The organism is Nostoc sp. TCL240-02 (assembly GCF_013343235.1).
In the GTDB taxonomy this organism is placed as follows: domain Bacteria; phylum Cyanobacteriota; class Cyanobacteriia; order Cyanobacteriales; family Nostocaceae; genus Nostoc.
Map to the genome: position 1 here is coordinate 337,034 of NZ_CP040094.1, position 26,390 is coordinate 363,423.

Consider the following 26,390-nt stretch of genomic DNA (forward strand, 5'->3'; position numbering starts at 1 on the left):
GTTACAGCAGCAATACGGTTATCAGCATCATTGAGGGTTAAAGGGGAAAGGGAAATGGGGAAAGGTTTTGAATACATTTTTTACCCAATACTCAAAAAGCCTTCTTTCCTATTGCCTATTGCCTTTTAGCTCTGCTTCAACATAGAATTAGCAACTTGGTATAGAGATTGTAACTTTAGTCCATCATTAGGATACTCAACCACAGCAAAGTTACAAGTTACCTGGAAGCGATCGCCATTTGAAGCTGTAAATACTTGCTGGCGAAGCTTAATTAAAATTTCACTGAGGCGATGTTTGACGACAAGCTGCTCTGTGTCTGCGGTTTCAGTAAATCCAGAAACTCCCACCACAAATTCTCCGTTACCCCAATAGCCCAATATTTCGCCACTGCAAAATGCCGATTGCAATAGACGACTCCATCGTTGCAATACTTGATTACCAGCCTCATGTCCGTACTGGATATTAATTTGGCGTAAATCGCTGATATTCAATATTACTAAGCTAACTGATTGCTGATTTTTCTCGGCTTGAGCAATCAGGCGCTGTAAGTCGCGGCTAGACTGAAATTGATTTGCCAGTCCCGTTAGGGGATCTTTGGTAGAGAGCGACTGGAGTAAGCGGCTACGTTCTAAGCGATGGGTAATCCTTGCCAGCAGTTCTGCTCCCACAACAGGCTTAACCACATAATCATCTCCGCCAGCAGCAAATACCTGCTGCACTGTTTCTATCTCTCGGTGAGCCGTTAGAAAGACAATTGGCAATTCCTGCCATTGCGGATCTGTGCGAACTGCCTGGCAAAGTTCTATACCAGTGATGTGAGGCATTTCCACATCCAAAATCAACAAATCTGGTGCAGTAGATTGTAATACCTCCCAGAAACGTAAGGGATCGTCCAATCCGGTGATTCGCATTCCCCAAGGTTCTAACATTGGGTCTAGCGCTGCTAAAATCAGTGGATCATCATCAACTACTAATACATTTACTTTTAAAGAACGGGTAAACTGCAATATTTGAGAGGCAGTTTCCCAAACTTGACTTGCGGTGATAGGCTTGAGGAGAAAACCCCGCACCCCAGACTGAGCCAAAGTTACACGATCCACTAGGTGATCGCTAACAGCTAGCGCCAGTACAGGTATCGGAGGAGTGTGCGTTGCTAAGTCCAACATTAATGCTAAAGTTTCCTCTCGCTGCCCAATCTCATCTACATTTAGCACTACTAAATCTGGTGATGTAGTTTGCAAGAAGTTTTTTGCACCTTCTAAGGTTGTTATTTGCTGCCAACGCATTCCCGTAGAATATGCGACTTGTTGCAATTGTGAACCCAATTGTAAATCAGGGTCAATCAGCAATAAGTTAGGACTTATCTTTTCTTCAATGGAGGTAGCAGTTTGATCTACTAACTTTTGTGCCATCAGGTTTAACAATTCGCCTAACTCTTGTATTAGCGATCGCAATTGGCGTTTTTGGGCTGGTAATAAATCTCCTTCTTTGGCTAAAATCTGTTCGATTTTCCGCGCTATTTGAGTTCCTGTTTCTTGCTCAAACATTCCCAAAACACCGGCTAGCTTATGTGCTTCCCGTTCAGCCGAGTTACGTAGTTGTATAGTTAGTGTGTCACTAGAGAGTTCTGCTGCTGCTTGTTGCAACACCTCCATTCGCTGTGTCATTAGCCCCTGGTATTGACTCCACAACCCATTCATTGCTTGCTTAAACTGCTGTTCGATGGATGGAGATGTATCGGATGTGGAGGAATTTTGAACTGGTTTTTTTTGAGTTATTTCTCTTTTGCTATTTTCACTACTAGTAGTTTTTTGGGATTTTAAGCGATATCCCAAACCATAAACGTTTTCAATCCAGTCTACGGCTCCAACTACTTTCAACTTGTGTCGTAACCCCTTAATATGGGACTTCACAGTTTCCTCTTGGGGTGGATCGTCAAATGTCCAAAGATGTTCGATAATATCTCCCCGACTAAAAACCCGCAATGGATTCCGCAGTAATATCTCCAGCAGACTATATTCTTTAGGTGTCAAATCCAGAACTTGATTGTCGTATGTTACCTCGCAAATACTAGGATCTAAACGCAATGCTCCAACTTCTAACACTGGAGGACGGGGAGTATCGCCGCGACGTAATAAAGCGCGTACCCTTGCTTGAAATTCTCTCAAATTTAAAGGTTTAATTAGATAATCATCTGCTCCAGCATCGAGTCCACGAATGCGATCGCTAGTTTCATCTTTTGCGGTAATCAATAAAATAGGAGTGGAACAGCCACTAGAACGTAAGCGCTGACATAAAGTAATACCATCCACTTTCGGCAATACTACATCTGTTAATATCAGGTCGTATTTCGTCGCTTGGGCATATTCCCAACCAATTTGTCCGTCTTCTGCTATTTCAACAGCATAGTGTTGTTGGGTAAGAGACTGCAACAAAACACTTGCTAAAACTTCGTCATCTTCGATCAGCAAGATTCTCATCGCAACACTACCTTTTTTTGCATATAGAAATCCTATTGGGACTTAAACAAAGATGTAAACCAAATTGGCTTTATAAGCAGTAAATACATCACGATGAACATCAAGCAATCGAAAAATTAACTTCAAGGACATTCGATTACCACAGGTTACAAACTGAAGCGATCGCAATTTCTGCAATGTGATGCAAAAAACGACTTCCTTAATCAAGCAACAGGTTTTTTGGTGTACCCGCCGCGAGAATAATAGCTATGCTTGGTGTTTCAGTTTATATATTGCTTATGGGTGAATATCATAACAGATAAGCACTATGTAGCTAGTCATCAATTAAAATTGTCTTGATAACTTTTATGAATTGGTTGATTACGATTTTTTAAAAAATTACTATTGCGGTTTCTTAGCACTGCTTGAATTTCTGCAATGATGGCGATCGCTATTTCTTCTGGTGTCTCTGCACCGATATCAATACCAACAGGACTATACAATCTATTTAATTGTTCACTAGTAGGAACTATCCCTTTGATGGATAAATCTTGCAGCAATCTTTCTGTGCGAGGCTTTGTTCCTAAAACGCCAATATAACGTGCATAAGATGGTAGCATCATCTTTAAAATTTCTAGATCGTCAAGATAATTATGCGTCATCACTACAGCTATTGTTTGAACATCTATAAAAATCTGTTTATGTATAATGTCTCGATTGCTAAGGATCACATCACAACCTAGAGGAAATCGCGCTCTAGTTGTCTCATTAGCTCGACAATCAACTACAGTAACATCCCAACCTAATGCTTGAGCAAACTCTGCTACGGGTACAGCGCCATAACCTGCACCAAATATTACTAAAGGTGTGGGTGGTTGAATGACTTCGATGAAAACTTCTGCACTGCCAAAAGGTAACTGATAGTTGTTGACGCTTGACTTTTGATTAACAAAGTCCGCTTGAGTATCTGCACTTAGAGATTCAATTAAATTTGGATCTTTAATGTCAGTGACAATTTTACCATTTGGATACAGCAGTAAGCGCGACCCAAGTTTCACATCTACCTCGCCTTCAAAAGCAAAGACTGTAGCAATAATACCCAAATGTTTTTTATGGAAGCACTCTTGTGTAAAAGCGATCGCATTGGGTATGCTTTTTCTCTCAAGCCTTTCGATGAGAACTTGTACTACCCCATTGCATCCCAAACCAAAACCCCAAAGAATATCTTCAGAGGCGGTGCGATCGTAAGTCACAAGAATTGGTTTGCCGTTTGACATTCGTTGTTGAGTATACTCAAATACGTCATTCTCTAAGCAACCAGCGCTGATTGTTCCGATCATCCGACCTGTATTTGTCATAAACATTTTAGCACCCGGTCGGCGATAGGTTGAACCTTGAGTTTTAACTACAGTGGCAAGAAAAGTGATTTCACCACTTTCTTGACTGGATTCAAAGCCTTCTAAAATTGCTTGTAATTCATTCATTTGATTGTTTATTTTTCTATTTATAGTAGTTTTGAAGCTTGAGCATAAAATAGTGACAATTAAAACTAATAGAGTTTAGTTAAGGCTATAACTCAATACACTTTATTTAAGGATAATTGTTGCTTGGGTTGAGGAACGAAACCCAACCTTTTAGGTAGTTTTTGATGCTCACTAAAATTTGTTGAGCTATAACTATTTGTGAAAGTCAATTTTTTTAACGAACTGCTTGAAGGTTTAATTTTATTTAAATGCAGAGGAGCGCAAAGGTAAGCGCAGGAAATTCGCTACAAATTAATGAAATGTTGTACTAAGTTCAATTAATGCGTCCCTCTACAATGCCAATGCGTCCCTCTGCAATGCCAATGCATCCCTCTGCAATACTAATGCATCCCTCTAGAATGCCAATGCATCCCTCTGCAATGCTAATGCGTTCCTCTGCATTTAAGAAACGCTTCAATTTTAATGAAGCATTCTAGGAGCGTGACCACGAGTGGCATCCAGTCCTGATGATACAGGAGGTAGAGAGATTGTTTTGCCTATTTGTGCGGCTTCGTAAATCAAGGTTATTAGTTTTTGCTCTTGTGGTTTTTTAATGATGAAATTTGGGATTTATGGGGTGCTGGTTGGAGTTGGGGTGCTAGTTGGGCTGCTATTTGAAGTTCCACCAGGATTAACAATGGAACGAACCTCTTCCAAGTGTTGTTGCAGGGTTGGTAGCGTTTGAGCTGCAAATGCTTTCACATCTGGATCTTGTCCCTGTTGAGCTTCAGTTTGAAATGCTGCGACATCCTTCTCATGATCTTGAAGCATCTGATTCAGATATTGGCGATCGAAGTTAGTACCAGAAAGCCTAGATAAACGTTGTTTGACTTGCTGATTTTTGCTGCCAATACTAGTTGGTAGCGTGACACTTTTTTGAGTTGCCAACTGTTTGAGTTGGGCGTTGACCTGGGTATGATCTTGAACCATACGCTGTCCATATTGTTTGACTACATTGCTAGTTCCACGTTGTGATGCAAGTTGTCCTAATTGAACTTCTGCTAAACCACCTTGAGCCGCTTCAGTGATAAATTGTCTGTCTGAAGAACTGAGATTATTTTGCCCTGATGTGGTTGGTGACACAGTTGGGGAAGCCGTTGGAGATGGACTTTCAGTTGCTTGCACAGACTGAGCAGATGGAACTTCTGATGTATTTTGGTCACGGGGAGTAGTTGGTGTGCAACCAGTTGCGACAGATAAAGCGATCGCTACTAAACCAGTAGAAAATATTTTGAAGTTGGACATAATCAACGCTTTCCTTAAATAAAAGTGTATTTTGAAACGCAAAACTGTCGCGATCGGATAGTTAAGTGCGATCGCTAATTTAATGACGAGTTTAAATTTAAATATTTACCCCAGATAATCTGGATTCATTGCTGTAGTGTCGTTTTGCTCTAGTCTCAAAGCGAAAGCAGTTTATTAAAAACTGCGTTTACCGATCTCTATAATTGCCTCCTACTAAGCAATAACAGGAATAAGCCGAATAGTATCACGACAATTTAGCATAGAGAATCTAACTAAGGTGTGTTTTGAAACTTACTCCGTAAGACGCATTCACAATGCAAGCCGATGTGTTGATAATGCAAGCCGATGCATTCACAATGCAAGCCGATGTATTAATAATGCAAGTTGATACATTTACAATGCAAATTGATGCATTCAGAATGTAAGCCCATACATGCACAATGCAAGTTGATACATTCACAATGCAATGTAAAGACACGAAATTCGACTGACTGGGCCCGCTACGCTAACGTCTCACTACGCGCTTTTGCGTCTATAAATTATTGTTCACCAAATATCTATTTAAATTTATCTTACTGATAGCTTTTAAGTTGTAATGGGTACATTAAATATACACTGTATTACTTATACATCTATGACTATCCAAGATACAACACGCCGTTTACGTCCTCAAACCATTAGTCAAGATATTAGCTCATTCCACGGTTTGCAAACCGTCAGCACCTACAATACAACCCGTGTTGATGCCTCATCAGCAAAGTTACAGGAAGTTTATCAGACGATGTTGATTTCTCAACAAACCGAAACTGAGAAACTAGCTTTATACCGGGCTGCTGCTGATGCTGCCCGATTAGCAGAATGGGAATTTCATAACGCTGTATTAGCGATGAAAGAAGTCGTGCGCGGGCAATATGGCTCAGATAGCGATCAAGCCCAAGCAGTGGGATTGAAGAAAAAATCAGACCGCAAACGTCCTTCTCGTAAAAAGGCAGTTGCGATCGCGTAACCGCACGCTGGAAGCGATCGCCAGTTAATCAACTTGATTAAGATTGAAACGCCTTTGCTTGCCTTTCATATTTCTCTACCAAGTTGTCTTACAGCAATAATTAGAGCGAATCGATGCCGCTTCATACTCACGCTTCAGCGATACTATAACATTCCATTCGCCTTGGCTCTAAGTTGACTACTTCTTTTTTTCCCTTGTCGGGCTTACCATCACAGGCACTAAAGTTTTAACTAAACCTGTAATCGCCACAATCACAGAAGCAATTCCCCCAATCGACAATGAAGTTAAAATTGCCGCCGCCAGAATAATTTCAGTAGGGCTATATCCATCTCGCATCCAACTAGATGGATTCTCTACCGATGTTGGCGAAGCGGTGATTAATTGCGAAGTTTGGGTGGTTTGATTGGAGGTAACAGGAGTTGTTAAGGCAGTTTTCATGGCTTGAATCTCTTCTAAATGTTTACTAAGCAAATCGTATTTCTGCCAGAAGAAGAGGAGATTCCCTAGAAATGGAGACAAAGTAGAGAGAAAGTAGAAATTAAGTAGAATTGAGAAGAAATCTCACAAGCTGTCTATGCAATGGGCTGATTTTCTAGCCAATGAAGCTGCTACTAATAGCTTATCCCCAGAGCAAACCGCAGCTTTTGTAGAGCGTTTGAAGCCTAAAAACTCAGGTAAGAGTGAGGCGAAACTTGCCAGCGAATTAAACATTGGTGCAGCTGCTTTCAAAAAGCGGATGGCTGAGGTGTATGACAAGTTCGCCAAGAATTATCCTGAATTAGCCACTTCTAATAGTCGAGGTAAGCTAGAAAAGTTACGGGCTTGTCTGACAAACAAATATAATGGCGGGCAAGATGTTCGCCCCACAATTAAAGAAATCCATCAAAATATTCCCCCTGCTGTCCCATTTGAAAAATTTGTGGGACGTGAGGCGGAACTACAAAACCTGCACCAGCAATTACAAACATCTCGGCAAGTTGCCATTGTAGCTGTGGCGGGTATGGGTGGAGTTGGTAAAACTGAACTCGCTACTCAATACGCCAAACAGCATTTGCAGAATTATCAAGGTGGGGTTTGCTGGTTATCAGCACAGGGAATAGATGTCGGAATTCAGATTCTCAGATTTGCTGAATTGAAATTTAAACTCATTACACGGGATGACTGGGAATTAGCAGATAGGCTGAGAGACTGCTGGGAAAATTGGCAACAAGGTGAAGTGCTGCTGGTGTTTGATGATGTCACCGACTACAAAAAACAGGTTCAGCCTTATCTACCCCCAGAATCAACCCAGTTTAAAGCATTGCTGACAACGCGCCTGGGGTTTGATAGAACTTTGCCGCAATTACCTTTGGGTGTTCTCAAACCATTGGCGGCGATGAAATTATTAAAATCGCTGGTTGACAGAGAACGGCTTCAAAGTGAACCTTGGGTTGCGAGAAAAATTTGTAAATTCTTGGGATATTTGCCTTTGGCGTTAGAGTTAGTGGGGCGATATCTGGATACAATGCCAGATTTGTCTCTGGATAAACTGCTGAAACGGCTAGAGAAAAAGCGACTGGAACACGAAGCAGTAGCCAAGGCTAACCCATTGATGCGTTATGAATATGGTGTGGCTGAAGCTTTTGCATTGAGTTGGGAACAGTTGGATGAAAATGCACAAGAATTAAGCTGTGGGCTGAGTTTATTTGCTTTGGCTGATATTCCGTTATTTGTTGAGCGGATAGAAGATGATGAACAAGAACTCTATGAGAAAGCTATAGCTGAATTGTGTAAACTGCATTTATTACAATCTCAGGCTAAAGGAATATATCGTCTACATCCACTGATTCGGCAATTTTTCCAAATGAAGTTGGATGAGTCAAGTGAGGCGGATGAAGTGAAAACTGCTTTTGCAGCCATGATGTTAAACGTAGCAAAGCAAATTCCTCAACTGCCTAAGCGTGAAGATATTTTCAACCTCACTCCACATATTCCCCACCTTGCAGAAGTTGCAATCCACCTATCCCAATATCTCAGCGACGAGGATTTAATTTGGCCTTTCATAGGCTTAGGCTGGTTTTATAAAGGTCAAGGACTTTATCAGCAAGCAGAACCTTGGTACAAACTATGTAAAGAAGTAGCTGAAAATCGTCTTGGTTTAGAACATCTTGGTGTCGCGGCTAGCCTGAGCAATCTTGCAGAACTTTACCATTCTACAGGACGCTACAGCGAAGCTGAACCTGTGTATAAGCAAGCTTTAAAACTGACAAAACGCTTAGTCGGAGACAATCATCCCCATGTTGCTGATTGCTTGAACAATCTTGCAGAACTCTACCGTTCTACTGGACGCTACAGCGAAGCCGAACCTGTTTTTCAGCAAGCTTTGGAACTGAGAAAATGTTTACTGGGAGACAACCATCTCCATATCGCCCTAAGCATGAACAATCTTGCAGGACTCTATTATTCTACAGGACGCTACAGCGAAGCTAAACCTCTGTATCAGCAAGCCTTGGAACTGACAAGACGCTTATTGGGGGACAACCATCCCGATGTCGCCATTAGCCTAAACAATCTCGCAGTACTTTATAAATCTACAGGATGCTATAGCAAAGCCGAATCCCTCTATCAGCAAGCTTTAGAACTTGAAAAACGCTTACTGGGAGACAAGCATCCCAATGTCGCCACTAGCCTGAACAATCTCGCAGGACTCTATTATTCTACAAAACGCTACGGTAAAGCTGAATCCTTGTATCAGCAAGCTTTAGAACTGTGGAAAAGTTTACTGGGAGACAAACATCCCAATGTCGGCACTAACCTGAACAATCTCGCATTGGTTTATGAATCTACAGGACGCTACAGCGAAGCTGAACCCCTTTATCAGCAAGCTTTAGAACTTAAAAAACACTTATTGGGAGAAAACCATCCTAGTATCGCCATTAGCCTGAACAATCTCGCAGAACTCTACCGTTCTACAGGACGCTACAGCGAAGCTAAACCCCTGTATCTGCAAGCTTTAGCAATTTGTGAGCAGACTTTAGGTGTAGATCATCCCACTACAATGATGGTTCGGGGAAATTATGCAAGATTTTTAAGAGAAGCATATCGTTAACGATTGCCTCCGGCACGCTACGCGATCGCACCCTTTATCCCAAAATCACACCAAACTGATACCACACAACAGTTGTAGTTCAAATCTTAACAGCGATCTTCCTCTCATAACCAAAGTACAGTAAAGAATAGAGCGTAGACATCGCTTTGCGGTTTCAAACTCCAAACGCCAAATTTGAGGATAAAATTATGCGAACAGTACCAATCCAATTACCAGAAACAGTATTTTCAGCACTTCGTAAAAATCCAGAAGAATTTATCCAAGAAATGCGAATTGCCGCAGCAGTTAAATGGTATGAATTAAGTGACATTTCACAAGCAAAAGCAGCAGAGATTGCTGGGCTAACTCGTGCTGAATTTATTAATGCTTTATCACGCTACCAAGTAGATTTTATGCAATATACTGCCCAAGAGTTAGCCCAGGAACTGGCAAATGTCGATTAATCGTGTAATTATTAACTCCTCACCTTTGATTGTTCTTTTGAAAAGTCAGCAAGCAAAATTAATTCCCCAATTATTCACAGAAGTTTTAGTTCCATTCGGTGTTTTTGAAGAAGTCACAACAAAAGATGATGTCGCATCAACACAATTACCCAGTATTTCTTGGATACAAACAGTAGAAGTTAATCCTATTGCGCCTGTTGTAGCAGCTTGGGATTTGGGAAAGGGAGAATCACAAGTATTGAGTTTGGCACTAAAAAATTCAGACTGTGCCGCTATTGTTGACGATAGGGCAGCACGGCGTTGTGGTCAAGCTTTAGGTATTACTACTATCGGAACAGGAGGTTTGCTGATATTAGCAAAAAGACGTGGACTAATCCCAAGCATATCTCCTGGAATTCAAGCTTTGCGTGACGCTGGTTTGTGGTTATCCGATAGTTTGGTCAATTTACTCAAACAACAAGCAGGGGAGTAGGGGAGGCAGGGAGAGTAGGGGGAGTAGGGGGACAAGGGGGAATTATTGAACAAGTCTCTCTTGTCTCCCCCCTCTTCCTTGTCTCCCCTTCATGCCCAATTCCCAATTCCCAATGCCCAATGCTTTACAGCAGTTTGTCTAGTGTAATTGGCAAATCACGAATGCGCTTACCTGTGGCATGATAAACAGCGTTTGCGATCGCCGCAGCAGTGCCGGTAATACCAATTTCACCAATCCCTTTGACACCAAGCGGGTTGATATGTAGATCGTGTTCATCGACAAACAACACCTCAATATCAGGAACGTCTGCATTTACTGGTACATGATATTCAGCTAAATCATGGTTGATAACGCGTCCGAGATTCGGGTCTATAAGCGTGTGTTCCATCAGTGCCATACCGATACCGTAGACAATCCCACCAATGAGTTGACTGTTGGCTGTTTTAGCATTGAGGATGCGTCCAACACCAAAGCTTCCCACCCAGCGCGTTACTCGCACTTCGCCGGAATCAGGGTTAACGCGGACTTCGGCAAATTGCGATCCAAATGCGTGCATTGAAAACTTCTTTTGTTCGTCTCCCAGCTTGGCATCTGCACGTGCTTCGATCATTTTCATTCCATGTCGTGCCAAGATTGCTTGATATGTTTCGCTTACAAACGATTTATTTTTTAAGAAAAAGCTACCATTTTGGGCAATCACATCTTCAGCTTTTGAACTATAAAGCGGCGATTTTTGATCGGCAAGTGCTAGTTGCAAAAGTTTACTGCGAGCTTGATTGCCCGCTAAATGTACAGCCGAACTTACACTAGCTGCTGTTTGCGAACCACCGGAAATGGGAGTTTCTGGCATCTTAGTATCGCCTAGTTCAAAGCGAACTTTCTCAACTTGTACACCAAGCGCATCAGCTGCAACTTGAGTCATGACAGTATAAGTACCCGTACCAATATCTTGAGAACCGCTTTGCACTACGGCTGTACCGTCTGCCATAATCTGAGCGATCGCTGATGCTGGAGAACGATTGGTAGGATAAGTAGCCGTTGCCATACCCCAACCAATCAAATAATTGCCGTCTCGCATTGAACGGGGTTGAGGATTGCGCTTTTGCCAGCCAAACTTTTCTGCTCCTGTCTTGTAGCACTGGATGAGTGACTTGCTCGACCAAGGCAGTCCTTTACTAGGATCGACATCAGCGTGGTTACGCAGCCGTAATTCTACCGGATCGATATTGAGCGCATAAGCCAGTTCGTCCATTGCCGACTCTAAAGCGAACGACCCAGGAGCTTCTCCTGGTGCCCGCATGAAGGTTGGTGTTCCCTGATTTAGCTGAACCAGACGATGGCTAGTTTCGATATTCGGGCAAGCGTAAATCATGCGTGCAGTTTTAGCAACAGGTTCAATGAATTCATCAAAAGTTGAAGTCTGGGAAGTGCCAGTGTGTCGGAGTGCAGTTAATTTTCCTGCGCGGGTAGCACCCAAAGAAACCTGTTGAATCGTCTCTGGTCGGAAGCCGACAGGCCCATACATTTGTATCCGTCCCAGAACTAATTTGACTGGGCGATTTACCTGTCGTGCTGCGATCGCTGCTAGTGGTACGTGCGACCAAGCCGACCCTTTGCAACCAAAGCCACCGCCCACAAAGTAAGACATAATGCGGACTTTCTCAGGCTTAATTCCTAATACCTCCGCAACTTTTTGTTGAGCCGAAAATATTCCCTGAGTTGCGTCATACAACAGCAATTGATCGCCTTGCCAAACTGCTGTTGTGGCATGAGGCTCCATCGGATTGTGATTTTCCACTGGAGTGGTGTATAGGTTTGCTCGACGCGCACAGCAGCATTTGCTAGTCCCTGGTTAACATTGCCGTGAGATGAATCGGGCGATTCCTCTCTAGGGATTTTACCTTTAGGAAAGTATGCCTTAGCGAGGTTATCCCGCATATTGATGGTAGGTTTCTCTTCGTTATAGCGAACTTGTACAAGTGAGGCAGCATACATCGCTCGTTCAAAGGTATCGGCAACGACGACACCAATATGCTGACCGCTATACAGCACAATGTTATCTTGTAACACTTGCACCTTATGACCGCCGCCCTTTTCTCCATCAGCTTTGGGCGCGTTGAGGTGGGTAATAATTGCTAATACACCCGGTACTTGCTCCGCCGCCTTTGTATCAATTTGGGCAATTTTACCTTTAGCGATCGCACTTTGAATTGTGACTCCATAAGTCATTTTTGCGACTGGAAACTCTGCTGCATAGCGTGCTTCACCCGTCACCTTCAAACGACCATCAACTCGGTTGAGTGGTTTGCCGACAACTATATTTGTATCCCCTGCATTCATGCCATCCCTCCTACTGTTGTCAGCGCCTTAACAATGGTGCGTTTAGCCAGTTCGACCTTAAACCCGTTGTATTTTTGAGGTTTAGCTCCAGCAACGGCTGCATTTGCTGCTGCTTGAAATGCTGCCTGATTTGCTGGCTGATTCAAAAGCGCTTTTTCTGCATCGTAGGCACGCCAGGGTTTTGTCCCTACCCCACCAAGGGCAATACGTGCCGAGCGAATAATGCCATTTTGAATATCTAGCGCCGCCGCCACTGATGCCATTGCAAAAGCATAAGAAGCGCGATCGCGGACTTTCAAATAGTGCGATCGGCTTGCATTGGGTGAAGCAGGTAAGTCAACGGCAATAATTAACTCTCCATGTTGTAAAACTGTTTCCCGTTCGGGTGTCTCGCCAGGGACAAGATGAAAATCTACAAGCGGAATACTCCGCGCTCCATTCGGCCCGCGTGTTTGTACAACCGCATCAAGTGCTACCATTGCCACCGCCATATCAGAAGGATGAGTAGCAATACAGCGATCGCTACCGCCAAGAATTGCGTGAATCCGGTTGTAACCTTCAATTGCCGCACAACCGGAACCGGGAACGCGCTTATTGCAGGGCATAGAAGTATCGCGGAAGTAGTAGCAACGGGTACGTTGTAGCAAATTTCCGCCCACTGTTGCCATGTTTCGCAGTTGCGGTGATGCCCCAGACAACAACGCTTCTGACAGCACAGGGTAACGCTTTTGAATTATTGCATCATAAGCAACATCGCTATTGCGTGCCATTGCTCCAATCCGTAGATTGTTACTCTGCATTTCTATCTTGCTTAATGGCAGTGGGTTAATATCAACCAACTCTGTTGGCGTTTGCACATTCAACTTCATCAAATCGATTAGGCTAGTACCACCGGCAAGATACGAGGCTTCGGCATCTGGAGTCACCAATGCCACGGCATTTTCCGCTTGTCGCGCTTTTTTATAGTTAAACGGCTGCATCTTTTTTTCCCTCTAAGACATCGCGGACAGCAGCCACGATATTTGGATAAGCACCGCAACGGCAGATATTGCCACTCATCAATTCCCGAATTTCGTCATCTGACTTAGCGTGTCCTTCGTTGACTAAACTCACCGCCGAACAAATTTGTCCCGGTGTGCAATAACCGCACTGAAATGCGTCACGGGCAAGAAATGCGGCTTGCATCGGGTGCAGATTGTCTCCTTGCGCCAAACCTTCAATAGTTGTAATGGCAGCGTCTGTGTGCATGATGGCAAAAGTCAGGCAGGAGTTAATTCGCTGTCCATCAACCAGCACTGTACAAGCACCACATTGACCGTGGTCACAACCTTTTTTACTACCAGTTAGCCCTATGTATTCACGAAGTGCATCAAGTAAGGTAACACGCGGTTCAATTTGCAAACTATGTTTTGTTCCGTTCACCTGTAGCGTCACCTGCATAGTTTCAGATATCGAACTTTTCAGCATGGGGGTAGTTTTTGTTGCCGATGTTTGTGCCACAGTTTTCTCTACAAAACTACTGAACGTAGCCGCTACTGTACTGACGAGCATCAATTGACCTAATCTACGCCGTCTTAGCCGAAACTTCATCTTTTTACTCCATTCTGCTTTTGTTGAGTAATAATATTCAGTAATTCTTCTAGCTTAAATTCTTAGTAAAAATCATTTTTACCTTATAAATATTTACCTCAAAATAACATTGTTAACAGAATACAATTTCATCTTGTTCTCGTCTCTCTATCACAAGATTTATGTCATAAGTATCATCCCTAGTTAAGTAAGTTTGCACAATAAAATCAACCTATGTAAAGAAAAATAAACTAGGCTGAAATCCTTATATATATCTCCTATTGCTTATTGCCTGATCACAACGACAATTATTTACGCCCACTTACTTCTCATCCTGTTCTGGAACTAAGAATATTTTTATTTATTTGCTGTATCAATAATTGGAGGTTAGGGTTGAGTAGAATATTACTGCTCAACCTATGACATCCGAAATCGTGCTTTGCTCAAAGAAGAATTCGTTGAATGTCAGTAAATCCTAATATAAAATCGAAAAGCTGAAATTATGAACACCCAAACAACAACTCAATTACCAATTCCCCCACACTTTAACCCCGATAAAGTAGGAGAGGTCTGGCGTGTACCTTACCAACAAATCGCCGCAGCAGCTGAAACTTGGGTAAAACAACACGACATCAAACCAGCATCCTCAGACGCAAACAGTATTTGCTTATTGTTAATTGATGTCCAAAATACTTTTTGTATCCCCAACTTTGAACTATTTGTAGGTGGAAAATCTGGGAATGAGGCGGTGAATGATAACGTCAGATTGTGTGAGTTTATCTATCGCAACTTGGGAGTAATTACAAAAATTGTACCTACTCTAGATACCCATACAGCAACGCAAATCTTCCATCCTATTTTTTGGGTGAATGCTGCCGGAGAACATCCTACTCCAGCAGCGACTAACATCACTTTAGCAGATATCGAACAAGGTATCTGGAAGGTTAACCCAACGGTTGCTGACAGTATTACTAATGGGGATTATGAATTATTAGAAAAACACGCTTATCATTACGTTAGAAAACTCAGCCAAGATGGTAAATATCCTCTCACAATTTGGCCTTATCATTCTATGTTGGGCGGTATTGGTCATGCTTTAGTTTCATCGGTGGAGGAAGCAATATTTTTCCATAGTATTGCTCGTCAAAGCCAAACACAATTTGAAATCAAGGGTGAAAATCCTTTAACAGAAAACTATTCGATCTTACGTCCAGAGGTGTTGGAAGATTTTGAACAACGTCCACTTGGTCAAAAAAACACCCGTTTGATTAAGCAACTTTTAGAATTTGATAATGTTATTATTGGTGGTCAAGCTAAAAGTCATTGCGTCGCCTGGACAATTGACGATTTATTAACAGAAATTAAACAGGTAGATGCTACCCTTGCTCAAAAAATTTATCTCTTAGAAGATTGCACTTCCCCCGTTGTTGTTCCAAATATTGTGGACTATACAGAACAGGCAGATGCAGCATTTGCAAGGTTTGCAGAGGCAGGAATGCACATCATTAAATCTAACGAATTTGGGAATTGGGCATAGGGAATTGGGTATGAAGGGGAGACAAGGAAGAGGGGAGAGACAAGAGAGACTTGTTCAATAATTCCCCCTTGTCCTCCTTGTCTCCCTGCTCCCCCTGCCTCCCCTACCCCCCTGATTTCCCCATTTCCTCATTTCTTTAAATAACCTTTTGGGTCTTCCGCTACCCAACCCAAAGATGAGGTAGAACGCACTTCAAAATGAAGATGCGGTTGGGTGGAAGTTGGTTTTCCACTGGTGCCTACTGTTCCTAGTAAATCTCCTTTTTTTACTTGCTGACCAACAGTAACCTTGATACTGTCAAGCTGGGCGTAGCGGCTTTGAAGCCCACCACTGTGGTTAATGATTACCAACTTGCCATAAGAACCTTGGTCATTAGCAAAGGCTACGGTTCCAGGAGCGATCGCTAACACATTACTACCAACTGGTGCTAATAAGTCAACACCACTGTGGAAGAAAACTTCACCTGTCGCCGGATTAATTTGCCATCCATAAGCTAATCCTACATTTGCAACTTGTGCCAAGGGATATCCAGACAGGGATGCACGGTTTGGCGTACCTGCATCAGTAGGTAAAGGAGACTTAGTTACAACACCATTGGGCGACCAATTTACCCCCGGAACAAACACGATTCTGGGGTCTTGTTGGCAGCCATTCACCTCAAAAAGGCTATCAGCACGAACTTTGTATTGTGCTGCCACTTGTCGCCAAGTTTGACCGCGAGGTACTTCAACTACAATCCCATTGTAGGGAGGAATTTGAAGCACACTACCAACGGCTGCGACCGCGCCATTCTGCAAAGCTGGATTCATGCCAATAATAGTTGTAGGTATGAGATTGTAGCGCTGCGCTATGCTCTCCAAAGTTTCGCCACGAACAACTTTATGGCGTTGGAAGCGAGATAGGGCTGGAATCGGGCAACCACCTACAGCAGCGTTAGCACTGTTCAAGTTTGGCAGTATGCTTACTAGGCCCAAGGCGCTAACTAGGCTACAGAGAAACAGTTGACGAAAGGGTAAAGTCATGTATACAGATCAAGAGCGCATTAACTTTAAATTTTAGATGGAGAGTGTGGGAAGTGGGGAGATCGGGGAGCAGGGGGCAGGTGGTCACTGAGCGTAGCCGAAGTGGGGCAGGGGAGGCAGGGGGAGCAGGGAGACAAGGGGGACAAGGAGGAATTATTGAACAAGTCTCTCTTGTCTCCCCCTCTTCCTTGTCTCCCCTGCTCCCCATTCCCCATTTCCCATTCCCCATTCCTCATTCCCAATCCCCAATACTTAATTCCTCGTAAATTGATCTGTCCACTTGCCGTTAGCTTGACTACACTTAGAAATTAGCAACTGCATTGTTGTCCTTAAGCAGAATTGTTATGAAGGTATCTTTAAAGCAACTAGGTGTTTATTTGTTCTTAGTGGTATTTGGTTGTGGTGCAGGTTTGTTTGGCAGTCGCTATCTCCTACTACAAAATCCCTCATTCCAACAGTTAAGAAATGTGACAATGGCTTCGCCTCCAGAATCTGTAGTGCCAAATTCTCCTAATGGAGCAATTGGGGCTACTGGAGGCGATAATGTGAATTTTATTGCGACGGCAGTGCAAAAAGTTGGCCCGGCTGTGGTGCGAATTAATGCCACTCGCAAAGTCGCCAATCCCATCTCTGACGCATTAAAAAATCCGCTCTTGCGGCGATTCTTTGGAGAGGATGAGCAACCAATTCCCGAAGAACGGATTGAGCGCGGTACAGGATCGGGATTTATTTTGAGCGAGGATGGGGAATTACTGACTAACGCTCATGTAGTAGCAGATACAGATACAGTACAAGTCACCCTCAAGGATGGTCGAAGTTTAGAGGGTAAGGTGGTCGGAGTTGATTCTGTGACAGATGTGGCAGTGGTGAAAATAAAAGCGAATCATTTACCAACTGTGAAACTGGGCAATTCGCAAAACTTAATACCAGGACAGTGGGCGATCGCAATTGGCAATCCTCTAGGTTTAGATAATACTGTCACTATTGGCATCGTCAGCGCTACCGATCGCACTAGCACTCAAGTTGGTGTCCCAGATAAGCGAGTCACCTTTATTCAAACTGATGCCGCAATTAACCCTGGTAATTCCGGTGGCCCCTTGTTAAACGCTCAAGGCGAAGTGATTGGTGTTAATACTGCCATCCGCGCTGATGCTCAAGGACTCGGTTTTGCGATCCCCATTGAAACCGCCGCCCGCATTGCCAATGAACTTTTTACCAAAGGGCGTGTAGAACATCCCTTCTTGGGTGTTGAAATGGCAGACCTTTCTCCCATCAAGAAACAGCAGATTAATCAAGAAAATCAACTGAACATTCAGCAGGATGTTGGGATTGTGATTAAAGGAGTCACAGGCGATTCCCCAGCCAAGCGCGGAGGATTGCTTCCTGGAGACGTGATTCAAAAAGTTAACGGGAAGCCAGTCAAAACCTCGGCCCAAGTTCAAAAGCTGGTAGAGTCCAGCAAAGTTGGGGACATAATAGCTATCGAGGTCAATCGTAGCGGGAAAATTCAAACCTTCAAAGTACAATCAGGAGCTTATCCTGAAAGAAAGTAGTGAGAAAAATTCGTAATTCGTAATTCGTAGTTACAAGAGGCTTACGGACTCGTTAAAGTTGTGCTGTCGGTGGAAGCTTGAACTTTCCACTATATTATTTACCACCCAATCAGAATATTTTAGTGCTAGGTCGTACCCTCTTAATAACGAATTACGAATTATTTGGTCAATAGTCCCGGAATGTTTGACTATTGACCATTAGACAAATGCTCTAACTGCATTCTTTGTTCCATTTGGCGCAGAAAATACCCCGTCATCATGGCCGACGCTAGAAGCCCAGCTAAGTTATCCCGATCTGTTGTGATTTGGACGTTGAAATTTTCTGCAGGGAGCATTCCCACTAGCCCTTGGACATTTTGCGAGATGATTTGTTTAATTTCGGGGCTGGCGGATTGAGCAATCCTCGCTAGAACATCAGGAGACTGATGTTGTAGATATTTGAGTAACTGATTGGGGTATTCCTCAGCGTGGTCAGAAAGAAGTTGATTAGGGTGTTCCTCGGAGTTGTCATTTAAAAAGTCAGGATTAAACACCATTGGCAGTTTTATTTAGCTTAATTGCTAACTCTACTCTAAACCATAGTACAAGGCTAGCGCATTCACTACGGGTATTAAGCCATTGGGATTGGGATTGGGGATTGGGGATTGGGGATTGGGGATTGGGGATTGGGAATGAAGAAGAGACAAGGAAGAAGGGGGAGACAAGGAAGAGACTTTATTCAATAATTCCCCCTTGTCTCCCTCGTTTTCCTCATGCCCCATGCCCCTGCCCCATTCCCTATTCCCCACTCCCTACTCCCTCTAGTTCTAGTTCTAGTTGTTCTTCCTTTTGGTTGTTGGAAAGTATTTGTGGGAGTTGTTCGATTTGGAAATACTGATGAAATTTTGGGGTTACTTGGAGTGAGTAGGAGCGAGAATCGTTGTCTCGGCGTTTGCGGATAAAACCAAGTTCTACGAGTTCTGGAACGTGTTGATATACTCCTGAACCACGCAAGTTAATCAAGTCGCTCTGGAGTATGGGACTATTGAGGGCGATCGCAGCTAAGGTTCGCAATGCACCTACACCCAATTCTACTGGTATCATAGTTTGCACTAAATCCTGAAAATCAGACCGTAGTTGCAAACTATAACCATCAGGGGTTTCTATTACCTCTAGGGCGCTATCTCGGTGGGCATAATTGTCCATGAGTTCAATTATGCCTTCTTTGACAGTGGCGCGATCGCACGCTGCATACTCGGCGATTTCGCCGAGCGACAAGGGTTTACCCTTTAAATAGAGAATTGCTTCTATCTTCGTCGCTGTGGCTGTAATCATTTAGTCATTAGTCATAAATCATTAGTCATTAGTCATTGGTCATTAGTACATGACAACTAACAATCAACAAGTGTGTGGCATTATATCGTAAATTGTCAAAATATTGTTTGATACTCTCTGGGCATGGGGCATTGGGCATGGCTCAAGAATCAATAGTTCTTCTTCCCCTACTCCCCCTGCCCCTCTGCTCCCCCTGCTCCCTGCCCCCCATTCCCTATTCCTCAAACACCCCTAGTTGTGAGAATAAATTCTGCGATCGCTAAATCTTGTGGAGTAGTCACTTTTAAGTTTGTCTCCTCTCCCTCGACAATTCGGACTTTGATGCCGCACTTTTCAAATAAAGCGGCATCGTCAGTTACTTCCCAACCTTGACGGACTCCCTCAGCGTGGCACTGTTTCAACAATTTGACATCAAATCCTTGGGGAGTTTGTGCCGCCCACAATTTTTGTCTGTCGGGTGTTTCTTGAATTATGCCTTGTTGATCGACAACTTTGATGGTGTCTTTGACCGGTACACCAGCAATTAAACCGGGGCAGTGGCGAATGGCTTGGGCACAAGAGTTAAATAAATCTGGTGTGGCGAGACATCTAGCGCCATCGTGAATCAACACTTGTTCTGCGGCTACTGGCAAAGCCTGCAAGCCATTGTAAACAGATTCTTGACGCGTGGAGCCGCCTTGAATCAATTCCACTGGTTTAGTGAGCTTGAGATTGGCGAGAATTGCTCTGAAGTCAGGCCAATCGGTAGGCTGAGAAATAATCCCGATCCAACTGATTGTATTGGCAGCTTCTGCGGCTAATAGAGTCCAAGCAATAATTGGTTGCGATCGCACGACTAGCAGGAGTTTATTGCGGTTACTACCCATTCTTTTTCCGATTCCCGCAGCTGGAATTAGTAAATACACAGAATTCCTCAATCTTTAAGCTATATATTTTCCCCTAAAATAGGGAGCGAGTAAGCGTCAATAAATATTATGCGAGTAGTAGCCCTTGTACCTGGCGGAATTGGCGACCAAATTCTCTTCTTTCCGACTCTAGATGACCTGAAGCGCAATTACCCTGACGCTCAGATAGATGTCGTTGTTGAACCCCGGTCAAAGGCTGCCTACCGAGTGAGCAAGTCAGTTCACGAGGTGCTGAACTTTGATTTTAACGACCGTAATAGTCTGGCAGATTGGGGTAACTTGGTGGGGACAATTCGCGATCGCGAATACGATGTTGTCATTGTTGTTAAGCAAATTTGGTTGCTTAGTCTTTTGCTCTGGTTGACTGGAATTCCCATACGTATTGGCTACAAAGGCAATGGTTCGGTTTTTCTGACCCACGCTGTGCCATTTAAAGCATCCCAGTATGTGGCGGCAGCATATCACGATTTGCTGCAACCATTGGAAATAAATAGCCCTGTCCCAGAGTTAGCAGTAAATGTGCCAAAACCAGATATTGAGTGGGCACAAAAGGAACAGAAACGTTTAGGGATTCATGAAACAGGCTATATCTTGATTCATGCCAGTTCTGGGCAGTTATCTCAGGCTCAAGAACTGGATAAAATCTACCCTGTAGAAAGTTGGCATCAAATTATTCAAGGCTTCCAAGACAAGCAGCCTGACCTACCTGTGGTGGTTGTTAAGGGAATTGGCGATGAACAGTTTGTGCGATCGCTTCTGGGGTCTTCTCCAGATATTAAGGTGACTGCCCCAGATGATATTGGCAAGTTAACTGCGATGATTGCCGGGGCAAATTTGATGTTGTCTACTGATAGTCCGGCACTACAACTGAGTGTTGCAGTCCAAACCTATACCATCGCCCTATTTGGGCCTACCGATCCAGCTAAGTTGTTGCCGAAAAACGAGAAATTCCTAGCTATTGCATCCCCCACGGGAAAAACAGCGGATGTTTCACCAAACGCAGTTTTAGAGAAAATCTGGGGTGGCTAAACCAGCTGTTTGTCCCAATTTCTGCAATTAGTCTATTGGATATCTAAATGTAGTCATGATGTAGTCATGCGTTTGTTGAATGACCGCAAAACCTGGTTGTGACAGCTAGATTTTGCGGTTATTTCAGTATTTAATGGCAGTGCAAAACCTGAACAGCACTCAACTTTAGATCAGCAAATACAAGCGTTGCGATCGCGCTATCACTTGCTGAATCTCCGCCTCAATCTTGGTCATTCTCCCTTTAGTGTGAACTCCAGTTGTTAAAATATCTCAAAAAAAGCATCATCTAGTTCATAACCCAGCATTTGGGCCATAGACTTCAACCGCGAGAGGCTAGGGATATCCTGCTGTTTAAGCCAATCGCCTAAAATAAAGATTTTGTGCATCAAAAATATCTCTAAGGCTTCAGGATTATACTGAATACCATCTTTGGAACTGAACTGGTGTGGTACTAGCATGGCGGCATAACGAGCAAACTCTCCAGCTTTCCAATCTAGTAAAAATGCTAACCAGGGGTATTTGGCATCTAGACGCACAAACCACAGCCGTACTTCTGGAATTTCTGAGAGTTCCCGAGGATCGCCAGGTTCAAGATCATAATTGATATCAAAGCGTAGTTGCTGTTCATGGGATGCAATTCCATCTTGCAGCATTTGTTCAATCACCGTTGAGGCAGGCGAGAGATCCAGATTGTTAATGAAATCATTATTGAGTGCGATCGCAATTGTTTTTGACTCAGCAGCCACTTTCTTTTTGCTCAACTGTAGGATCGAGAATATACAGTAGCAGTTTTCAGGAATTGACGCTAGATTGACCCTTACTAGCACAAAGTCTTTTTTACAAAGCAATTAGTGTATTTAGTGATACTAATTCTGACTAAACTTGCATTTTATACTTAATCTTTATCCGATTTACATAGTATGCCATTAGCATCAGCCTACTTAGGAAAGGCAAAGCCTGCTCCAAAGTGGACATTTACAGCAATTTTAAGTTAAAGTTGTAATGAGTTTGTTTTAGATTAAGGTCTGACAAAGTAGCCATCAACAAGCAAAAAATAGATCGTTATTTATCCTCACCTGTTACTTTCGCAGCATCAAAAAGCAAAACACAAGTACAGGTAGAACAATGGTGTGCAATATTATTGCATATATTAAATAAACAATAAAAATTGAAGTGGGAAAATTCCCTTAACAGTTAACAAGCTGTAATATGCAAAAACAAACAATTTCAACAAAACCAATTCGTTCTCTAGAAGATGCGCTAGATAGGTGTCAAATCCTGGGTATGCGCGTCAGTCGTCAGCGTCGCTTTATTCTGGAATTACTTTGGCAAGCAAATGAACATCTTTCTGCTAGAGAGATTTACGATCGCTTGAACCAAGAAGGTAAAGAGATCGGACATACCTCTGTTTATCAAAATTTAGAAGCATTATCCAGTCAAGGCATTATTGAATGTATTGAGCGCTGTGATGGCCGTTTGTATGGCAATATAAGTGACTCTCACAGTCATATTAACTGTGTGGATACAAATCAAATTCTTGATGTTCATGTGGAACTACCAGAAGATTTGATTCGCAAAATTGAAGAAGAAACAGGAGTGCGGATTACTGAATACAGTATTAATTTTGTTGGTTACCGTAATCCTCAAGAAGGGTAGGGAGCAGGGGGAGAAGAACTATTGATCAATTACAAAGGACAAAGGACAAAGGACAAAGGACAAATGATAGCCCTTGCCAGTTAGCTTTAATTGTGCCAACCTACTTGTCATCAATAGAGTTATTGCCAAAAACTGTTTCATCATCGACATCATCATCATAGAAACCTACGGGTAAAATTGTGCCTTCGGAGCTTTCAATTAGCCCGGTTGCAGGGGGGTTATTCCAATTTTTATCTGTGTTTGGCGTAACTTTGACGGTGTTTAAGAAGGGTTGCTGCGATCGCAAATTTTTCAGTCTTTGAAACGACTCTTTAGAAAACAAGGCACCATTATCAGCAGCTAATTTTTTGCCAGCTTCAGCAAGGATGGCATCAAAAAAGCAGGCTTTGGTGAGATCGGCTGAATTAAGATTTGCTCCGGTAAGGTTAGCTTGTTGAAGATTTGCGCCTGTCAGGTTTGCCTGTTCGAGGTTTACGTCTGTAAGGTTAGCTTGTTGAAGGTTTGCGCCTGTCAGATTAGCCTGTTGCAAATTGGCTCCAGCCAAATTAGTCCCAATTAACTCCGCATTGGATAAGTTTGTCTGCTCAAGATTTATCCCAGTTAACATTACTTGCAACAAAGAGGCTCCCGATAAATTGATTCCAGCCAGAGACTTGATTCGGGTTGTAAAGGCATTTTTGTGGAGAACGCTTGTTCTAGCAATTAGCCCACTTAAAGCTTCTGGATTGAATTCTGTTAAATTGAGCGGATTCCCACAAGGCCAAAAAGGGATTTTGGTTTCTCGGTAGCAAGCACAAAGCAATAAAAATACATTCAATCCCACCGCAGCATTGACTTGCTCAATATTCACGGGGTTTTGTAGTGCGTGGAAATGAGTCCAAGCTTTGTGGGCTATCCCTTCGTCTAACCAATAGCCTTGACAGTAAGCACGCCAGAAAGACAAAAGACGTTGAAACAAAACTTCAAAAGAAAACTTGTGCTTTTGTTCGCGGCGTAAAATTGCGATCGCCAATTCTTCAATTTCCTGGCTCAGTATCCCATAACCGAGTAAATTGTAAATATGCTGGGCAACGCTATTGGGAGAATCAACTACAAAAGTGAGGGAACCATAAGCCTCATTTTGGCAATGAGTTAATAATTTCAACTCAGCAGTCACAGCTTTAGCACACAGAAATTCTCCTAACTTAATATGCGAAAACTCAATTAAACTAGTTTTTTCTGAGCTTTCTAAGTCCCGAATTTTAAAATAAAATCTTGGTAGAGTATTAAATTCACCAGCCAAATTAATTTGATGACGTTGTGAGTGTAAAATTTTCAGAGCGATCGCTTGCATTTGATCGAGTAAATCTTGGGGATGACGATTAGCAAGTAAATTAGCGATCGCTTCTGGAGTCCGGTGGATATGAGCCGATCCTGAGCGCAGCAGCATCGTTTTAATCCCACCAGTTAGCGGATAGCCCAACAACCATCGACTTAAGCGATGATAAATTTCCCATACCACAGAAGACTTTGGGGTATTAACAGCTAGTTGTAATACTTCATCATTTAGCAGTCCGTCGCGGTGTAAAATCCCCAATAAATGCAACATTAGGGGTTGACGAACAAGGGTAGATAATTCTGGAAACCTTGATTGGCTGGCAAATAAGCCTGACTGTTTTAAGAATGTAAAGAAATTTTGAGCGATCGCCAACGATTGTACTTTTGCACACTGCTGAAACCATTGTTTGAATTCGTCTACATCCAACGGTTGAATGATAATTCGCTTCAATGATAGGGGGATTTCTGGGGCAATTTCCTGTAATGTTGTTGAGCGGCTCGTTAACACAATTTTGTGTCTATGTTGAGATTGGAAGTTCAGTAGTTGTTGAACAAAAATTGCTTTTGCCCTTACACCATAAGCAGAAGGGGGCAGTTCATCCAAACCATCCAGCAGCAACAGACAAGGAATATTTTCTTGCTCTAACCAGGTTGAAAGATTAACATCAAAAGCAGAATTTAGAGTTTCGATTAAAGTTTTGCCATAAGTTACATCCCTTAACCTAATTACTATAGGCATCCAAATAGGGTAAACTTCTTGCGCTATCTCTGCTGCCCAGAGTTGGCAAAAACTGGTTTTTCCAAAACCAGGTTCCGACTCGATGACAGCGATCGTTTCTAAATCGGCTAGCTGTTGCTGCGCCCATGTCTTTAAATCAACTGGCTTAACAGCTTTTTTATCCACATCAGAAATACTTTCCTCTATTGGTAAGCCTTTTTGTTGCACATAGATATCCTTGAGGGTAAAGGATTCTATAAGTAAAGGCATACTGAGGTTTTTAATCAAACTTGCACGGTAATGTTCTCGGTGCAAGTCAATTTTCTCACCAACTGTAGAACCAGCTTCTGGAGCGATAAAACTGGGGGCTAATGAAATTCCTAAACGGAAAAACTTTTGCAGTTGGGCTAAAGGGGCAGCATTTTCAGTAACCACTACGAGTATGTCACCAGGAAGTGAGTGAACTAAACGCTGTGTTAAGAGTTTAGCTTCGTATTCTTCTGCACCATTGGCAACAAACCAAGCGATGACAGCATGATTTATTTGTTGCACCAGTAAAGAATCTGCAACCAGAGACAGTGCTTGTTCCGTTTGTGTATCAGTTAATTTACCTGGGCTGAGAGTTTTCAGCAATCCTTGCAGTTGCGAATCTTGGAGGATGAGTTTACCAACGTCTTCTTTAAGTACTTGTGCCTGGATTGGTATACTTGCCCGATCTAACCACGGTCTTTTTAGGCTTGCTTCCTGCTCTAGAATTGCTTGCAAAGCCTGGAGGTAGGCGATTTGGAACGCTAGCCATGTGCCCTCGTTACGTTTTAACGGTTTTTTTTGGCTGAGGCTACGCAACAGGTTTTGTGTTAACTGCGAAATCAGACTGATTTCTTCCCAAACAATCCCTAAAGGCAGTTCTAAAACCTCTACCAAGGTACAGATATCAAAAGGTATGAGGCTTTTGACTTCCATATCCTGAACAATCCGGTAGGCAATACCTGCCAATTGCCCCGCCGAAAATCCTCTGATTTGATTGATTGCGATATAGCGTTCTGCTAACCAGTGCCGAATACTCAAGTTCATTTAATTACACAGTGACAGCTGCTTATGGCAATTATGATCGATTTATTCAGTTTGCGAAAACAGGTAACAATAGGTGGAGACAAAGTTTTGTATCAAAGCTGTTTTCTGATTGGTAAAAAA

Annotated in this window: 23 protein-coding genes; 8 read left to right on the forward strand and 15 right to left on the reverse strand. The window is 42.9% G+C overall.

The features are described 5' to 3' along the window. Nucleotides 1-125: 125 nt before the first annotated feature. The 4 genes from FBB35_RS01570 to FBB35_RS01585 form a co-directional block, all read right to left on the reverse strand. Entirely contained in the window at nucleotides 126-2,480 is a 2,355-nt protein-coding gene (locus tag FBB35_RS01570) for a response regulator (RefSeq protein WP_174708191.1), read from the reverse strand. A 320-nt stretch (nucleotides 2,481-2,800) separates the two neighbouring features. Then, complete coding sequence (locus FBB35_RS01575) at nucleotides 2,801-3,943, reverse strand: XdhC/CoxI family protein (RefSeq protein ID WP_174708192.1); 1,143 nt, start codon at nucleotides 3,941-3,943, stop codon at nucleotides 2,801-2,803. A gap of 313 nt (nucleotides 3,944-4,256) precedes the next feature. Then, nucleotides 4,257-4,400, reverse strand: a complete 144-nt coding sequence (locus FBB35_RS01580) for a hypothetical protein (RefSeq protein WP_174708193.1) — start codon at nucleotides 4,398-4,400, stop codon at nucleotides 4,257-4,259. Nucleotides 4,401-4,552: 152 nt separating this feature from the next. Then, entirely contained in the window at nucleotides 4,553-5,227 is a 675-nt protein-coding gene (locus tag FBB35_RS01585; protein WP_174708194.1) for a DUF4142 domain-containing protein, read from the reverse strand. Nucleotides 5,228-5,861: 634 nt separating this feature from the next. Between FBB35_RS01585 and FBB35_RS01590 the strand changes: the two genes are divergently transcribed. Beyond that, nucleotides 5,862-6,233, forward strand: a complete 372-nt coding sequence (locus FBB35_RS01590; protein WP_174708195.1) for a hypothetical protein — start codon at nucleotides 5,862-5,864, stop codon at nucleotides 6,231-6,233. 177 nt (nucleotides 6,234-6,410) lie between these two features. Here FBB35_RS01590 and FBB35_RS01595 read toward each other — a convergent pair whose 3' ends face one another. Then, entirely contained in the window at nucleotides 6,411-6,671 is a 261-nt protein-coding gene (locus tag FBB35_RS01595) for a hypothetical protein (protein ID WP_174708196.1), read from the reverse strand. Nucleotides 6,672-6,807: 136 nt separating this feature from the next. Between FBB35_RS01595 and FBB35_RS01600 the strand changes: the two genes are divergently transcribed. The 3 genes from FBB35_RS01600 (at nucleotide 6,808) to FBB35_RS01610 (ending at nucleotide 10,236) form a co-directional block, all read left to right on the forward strand. Next, entirely contained in the window at nucleotides 6,808-9,321 is a 2,514-nt protein-coding gene (locus FBB35_RS01600; protein ID WP_174708197.1) for a tetratricopeptide repeat protein, read from the forward strand. Between the two features lie 188 nt (nucleotides 9,322-9,509). Then, nucleotides 9,510-9,764 (forward strand): UPF0175 family protein, encoded by a 255-nt coding sequence (locus tag FBB35_RS01605; protein ID WP_174708198.1) that lies wholly within the window; start codon nucleotides 9,510-9,512, stop codon nucleotides 9,762-9,764. Next, complete coding sequence (locus FBB35_RS01610) at nucleotides 9,754-10,236, forward strand: DUF3368 domain-containing protein (protein WP_174708199.1); 483 nt, start codon at nucleotides 9,754-9,756, stop codon at nucleotides 10,234-10,236. Before FBB35_RS01605 ends, FBB35_RS01610 begins: the two co-directional genes overlap by 11 nt. Before the next feature lie 124 nt (nucleotides 10,237-10,360). On the opposite strand, the gene FBB35_RS01615 is transcribed toward FBB35_RS01610, so the two are convergent. From FBB35_RS01615 to FBB35_RS01625, 4 genes are read right to left on the reverse strand one after another with little or no spacing between them, the layout of a single operon-like run. Continuing rightward, nucleotides 10,361-12,016, reverse strand: coding sequence for a xanthine dehydrogenase family protein molybdopterin-binding subunit (locus tag FBB35_RS01615; RefSeq protein WP_254625784.1), 1,656 nt, complete (start codon nucleotides 12,014-12,016; stop codon nucleotides 10,361-10,363). After that, on the reverse strand, nucleotides 11,911-12,576 hold the full coding sequence (locus FBB35_RS34140; RefSeq protein WP_254625785.1) for a hypothetical protein: 666 nt from the start codon (nucleotides 12,574-12,576) through the stop codon (nucleotides 11,911-11,913). Before FBB35_RS34140 ends, FBB35_RS01615 begins: the two co-directional genes overlap by 106 nt. Further along, entirely contained in the window at nucleotides 12,573-13,556 is a 984-nt protein-coding gene (locus FBB35_RS01620) for a xanthine dehydrogenase family protein subunit M (protein ID WP_174708200.1), read from the reverse strand. The genes FBB35_RS34140 and FBB35_RS01620 overlap by 4 nt, the downstream gene beginning before the upstream one ends. Then, nucleotides 13,543-14,166 carry a (2Fe-2S)-binding protein gene (locus FBB35_RS01625; protein ID WP_174708201.1) on the reverse strand — a complete coding sequence of 208 codons (624 nt, stop codon included), beginning with the start codon at nucleotides 14,164-14,166 and terminating at the stop codon, nucleotides 13,543-13,545. Before FBB35_RS01625 ends, FBB35_RS01620 begins: the two co-directional genes overlap by 14 nt. Nucleotides 14,167-14,647: 481 nt before the next feature. Between FBB35_RS01625 and FBB35_RS01630 the strand changes: the two genes are divergently transcribed. Then, complete coding sequence (locus FBB35_RS01630) at nucleotides 14,648-15,682, forward strand: isochorismatase (RefSeq protein WP_174708202.1); 1,035 nt, start codon at nucleotides 14,648-14,650, stop codon at nucleotides 15,680-15,682. A gap of 128 nt (nucleotides 15,683-15,810) precedes the next feature. On the opposite strand, the gene FBB35_RS01635 is transcribed toward FBB35_RS01630, so the two are convergent. Beyond that, entirely contained in the window at nucleotides 15,811-16,704 is an 894-nt protein-coding gene (locus FBB35_RS01635) for a M23 family metallopeptidase (protein WP_174708203.1), read from the reverse strand. Between the two features lie 344 nt (nucleotides 16,705-17,048). Here FBB35_RS01635 and FBB35_RS01640 point away from each other — a divergent pair, with 344 nt between their 5' ends. Continuing rightward, nucleotides 17,049-18,257 (forward strand): HhoA/HhoB/HtrA family serine endopeptidase, encoded by a 1,209-nt coding sequence (locus FBB35_RS01640; protein WP_174708204.1) that lies wholly within the window; start codon nucleotides 17,049-17,051, stop codon nucleotides 18,255-18,257. 188 nt (nucleotides 18,258-18,445) lie between these two features. On the opposite strand, the gene FBB35_RS01645 is transcribed toward FBB35_RS01640, so the two are convergent. The 3 genes from FBB35_RS01645 to ispD form a co-directional block, all read right to left on the reverse strand. After that, complete coding sequence (locus FBB35_RS01645) at nucleotides 18,446-18,793, reverse strand: DUF760 domain-containing protein (RefSeq protein ID WP_012411319.1); 348 nt, start codon at nucleotides 18,791-18,793, stop codon at nucleotides 18,446-18,448. A 241-nt stretch (nucleotides 18,794-19,034) separates the two neighbouring features. Beyond that, nucleotides 19,035-19,571: an SMC-Scp complex subunit ScpB gene (scpB, locus tag FBB35_RS01650; protein WP_174708205.1), complete on the reverse strand. Its 537-nt coding sequence runs from the start codon at nucleotides 19,569-19,571 to the stop codon at nucleotides 19,035-19,037. A 221-nt stretch (nucleotides 19,572-19,792) separates the two neighbouring features. After that, a complete protein-coding gene (gene ispD / locus FBB35_RS01655; protein WP_174708206.1) occupies nucleotides 19,793-20,476 on the reverse strand; it encodes a 2-C-methyl-D-erythritol 4-phosphate cytidylyltransferase in 684 nt (227 codons plus the stop codon). Between the two features lie 69 nt (nucleotides 20,477-20,545). On the opposite strand from ispD, the gene FBB35_RS01660 reads away from it, so the two are divergent. Then, the gene (locus tag FBB35_RS01660) at nucleotides 20,546-21,505 is read left to right on the forward strand and encodes a glycosyltransferase family 9 protein (RefSeq protein ID WP_174708207.1); all 960 of its coding nucleotides are present in this window, start codon (nucleotides 20,546-20,548) and stop codon (nucleotides 21,503-21,505) included. A gap of 260 nt (nucleotides 21,506-21,765) precedes the next feature. On the opposite strand, the gene FBB35_RS01665 is transcribed toward FBB35_RS01660, so the two are convergent. Next, nucleotides 21,766-22,251 carry a CRR6 family NdhI maturation factor gene (locus FBB35_RS01665; protein ID WP_174708208.1) on the reverse strand — a complete coding sequence of 162 codons (486 nt, stop codon included), beginning with the start codon at nucleotides 22,249-22,251 and terminating at the stop codon, nucleotides 21,766-21,768. A 463-nt stretch (nucleotides 22,252-22,714) separates the two neighbouring features. Here FBB35_RS01665 and FBB35_RS01670 point away from each other — a divergent pair, with 463 nt between their 5' ends. Beyond that, nucleotides 22,715-23,161 (forward strand): Fur family transcriptional regulator, encoded by a 447-nt coding sequence (locus tag FBB35_RS01670; protein ID WP_174708209.1) that lies wholly within the window; start codon nucleotides 22,715-22,717, stop codon nucleotides 23,159-23,161. A 100-nt stretch (nucleotides 23,162-23,261) separates the two neighbouring features. Here FBB35_RS01670 and FBB35_RS01675 read toward each other — a convergent pair whose 3' ends face one another. Then, nucleotides 23,262-26,270 carry a pentapeptide repeat-containing protein gene (locus FBB35_RS01675; protein ID WP_174708210.1) on the reverse strand — a complete coding sequence of 1,003 codons (3,009 nt, stop codon included), beginning with the start codon at nucleotides 26,268-26,270 and terminating at the stop codon, nucleotides 23,262-23,264. Between the last annotated feature and the right edge of the window lie 120 nt (nucleotides 26,271-26,390).

What these genes read in the sequence shown, in the direction of transcription:
- FBB35_RS01570 (WP_174708191.1), bottom strand. Translation starts at nt 2,480, where the DNA reads ATGAGAATCTTGCTGATCGAAGATGACGAAGTTTTAGCAAGTGTTTTG.
- FBB35_RS01575 (WP_174708192.1), bottom strand. Translation starts at nt 3,943, where the DNA reads ATGAATGAATTACAAGCAATTTTAGAAGGCTTTGAATCCAGTCAAGAA.
- FBB35_RS01585 (WP_174708194.1), bottom strand. Translation starts at nt 5,227, where the DNA reads ATGTCCAACTTCAAAATATTTTCTACTGGTTTAGTAGCGATCGCTTTA.
- FBB35_RS01590 (WP_174708195.1), top strand. Translation starts at nt 5,862, where the DNA reads ATGACTATCCAAGATACAACACGCCGTTTACGTCCTCAAACCATTAGT.
- FBB35_RS01595 (WP_174708196.1), bottom strand. Translation starts at nt 6,671, where the DNA reads ATGAAAACTGCCTTAACAACTCCTGTTACCTCCAATCAAACCACCCAA.
- FBB35_RS01600 (WP_174708197.1), top strand. Translation starts at nt 6,808, where the DNA reads ATGCAATGGGCTGATTTTCTAGCCAATGAAGCTGCTACTAATAGCTTA.
- FBB35_RS01605 (WP_174708198.1), top strand. Translation starts at nt 9,510, where the DNA reads ATGCGAACAGTACCAATCCAATTACCAGAAACAGTATTTTCAGCACTT.
- FBB35_RS01610 (WP_174708199.1), top strand. Translation starts at nt 9,754, where the DNA reads ATGTCGATTAATCGTGTAATTATTAACTCCTCACCTTTGATTGTTCTT.
- FBB35_RS01615 (WP_254625784.1), bottom strand. Translation starts at nt 12,016, where the DNA reads ATGGAGCCTCATGCCACAACAGCAGTTTGGCAAGGCGATCAATTGCTG.
- FBB35_RS34140 (WP_254625785.1), bottom strand. Translation starts at nt 12,576, where the DNA reads ATGAATGCAGGGGATACAAATATAGTTGTCGGCAAACCACTCAACCGA.
- FBB35_RS01620 (WP_174708200.1), bottom strand. Translation starts at nt 13,556, where the DNA reads ATGCAGCCGTTTAACTATAAAAAAGCGCGACAAGCGGAAAATGCCGTG.
- FBB35_RS01625 (WP_174708201.1), bottom strand. Translation starts at nt 14,166, where the DNA reads ATGAAGTTTCGGCTAAGACGGCGTAGATTAGGTCAATTGATGCTCGTC.
- FBB35_RS01630 (WP_174708202.1), top strand. Translation starts at nt 14,648, where the DNA reads ATGAACACCCAAACAACAACTCAATTACCAATTCCCCCACACTTTAAC.
- FBB35_RS01635 (WP_174708203.1), bottom strand. Translation starts at nt 16,704, where the DNA reads ATGACTTTACCCTTTCGTCAACTGTTTCTCTGTAGCCTAGTTAGCGCC.
- FBB35_RS01640 (WP_174708204.1), top strand. Translation starts at nt 17,049, where the DNA reads ATGAAGGTATCTTTAAAGCAACTAGGTGTTTATTTGTTCTTAGTGGTA.
- FBB35_RS01645 (WP_012411319.1), bottom strand. Translation starts at nt 18,793, where the DNA reads ATGGTGTTTAATCCTGACTTTTTAAATGACAACTCCGAGGAACACCCT.
- scpB (WP_174708205.1), bottom strand. Translation starts at nt 19,571, where the DNA reads ATGATTACAGCCACAGCGACGAAGATAGAAGCAATTCTCTATTTAAAG.
- FBB35_RS01660 (WP_174708207.1), top strand. Translation starts at nt 20,546, where the DNA reads ATGCGAGTAGTAGCCCTTGTACCTGGCGGAATTGGCGACCAAATTCTC.
- FBB35_RS01670 (WP_174708209.1), top strand. Translation starts at nt 22,715, where the DNA reads ATGCAAAAACAAACAATTTCAACAAAACCAATTCGTTCTCTAGAAGAT.
- FBB35_RS01675 (WP_174708210.1), bottom strand. Translation starts at nt 26,270, where the DNA reads ATGAACTTGAGTATTCGGCACTGGTTAGCAGAACGCTATATCGCAATC.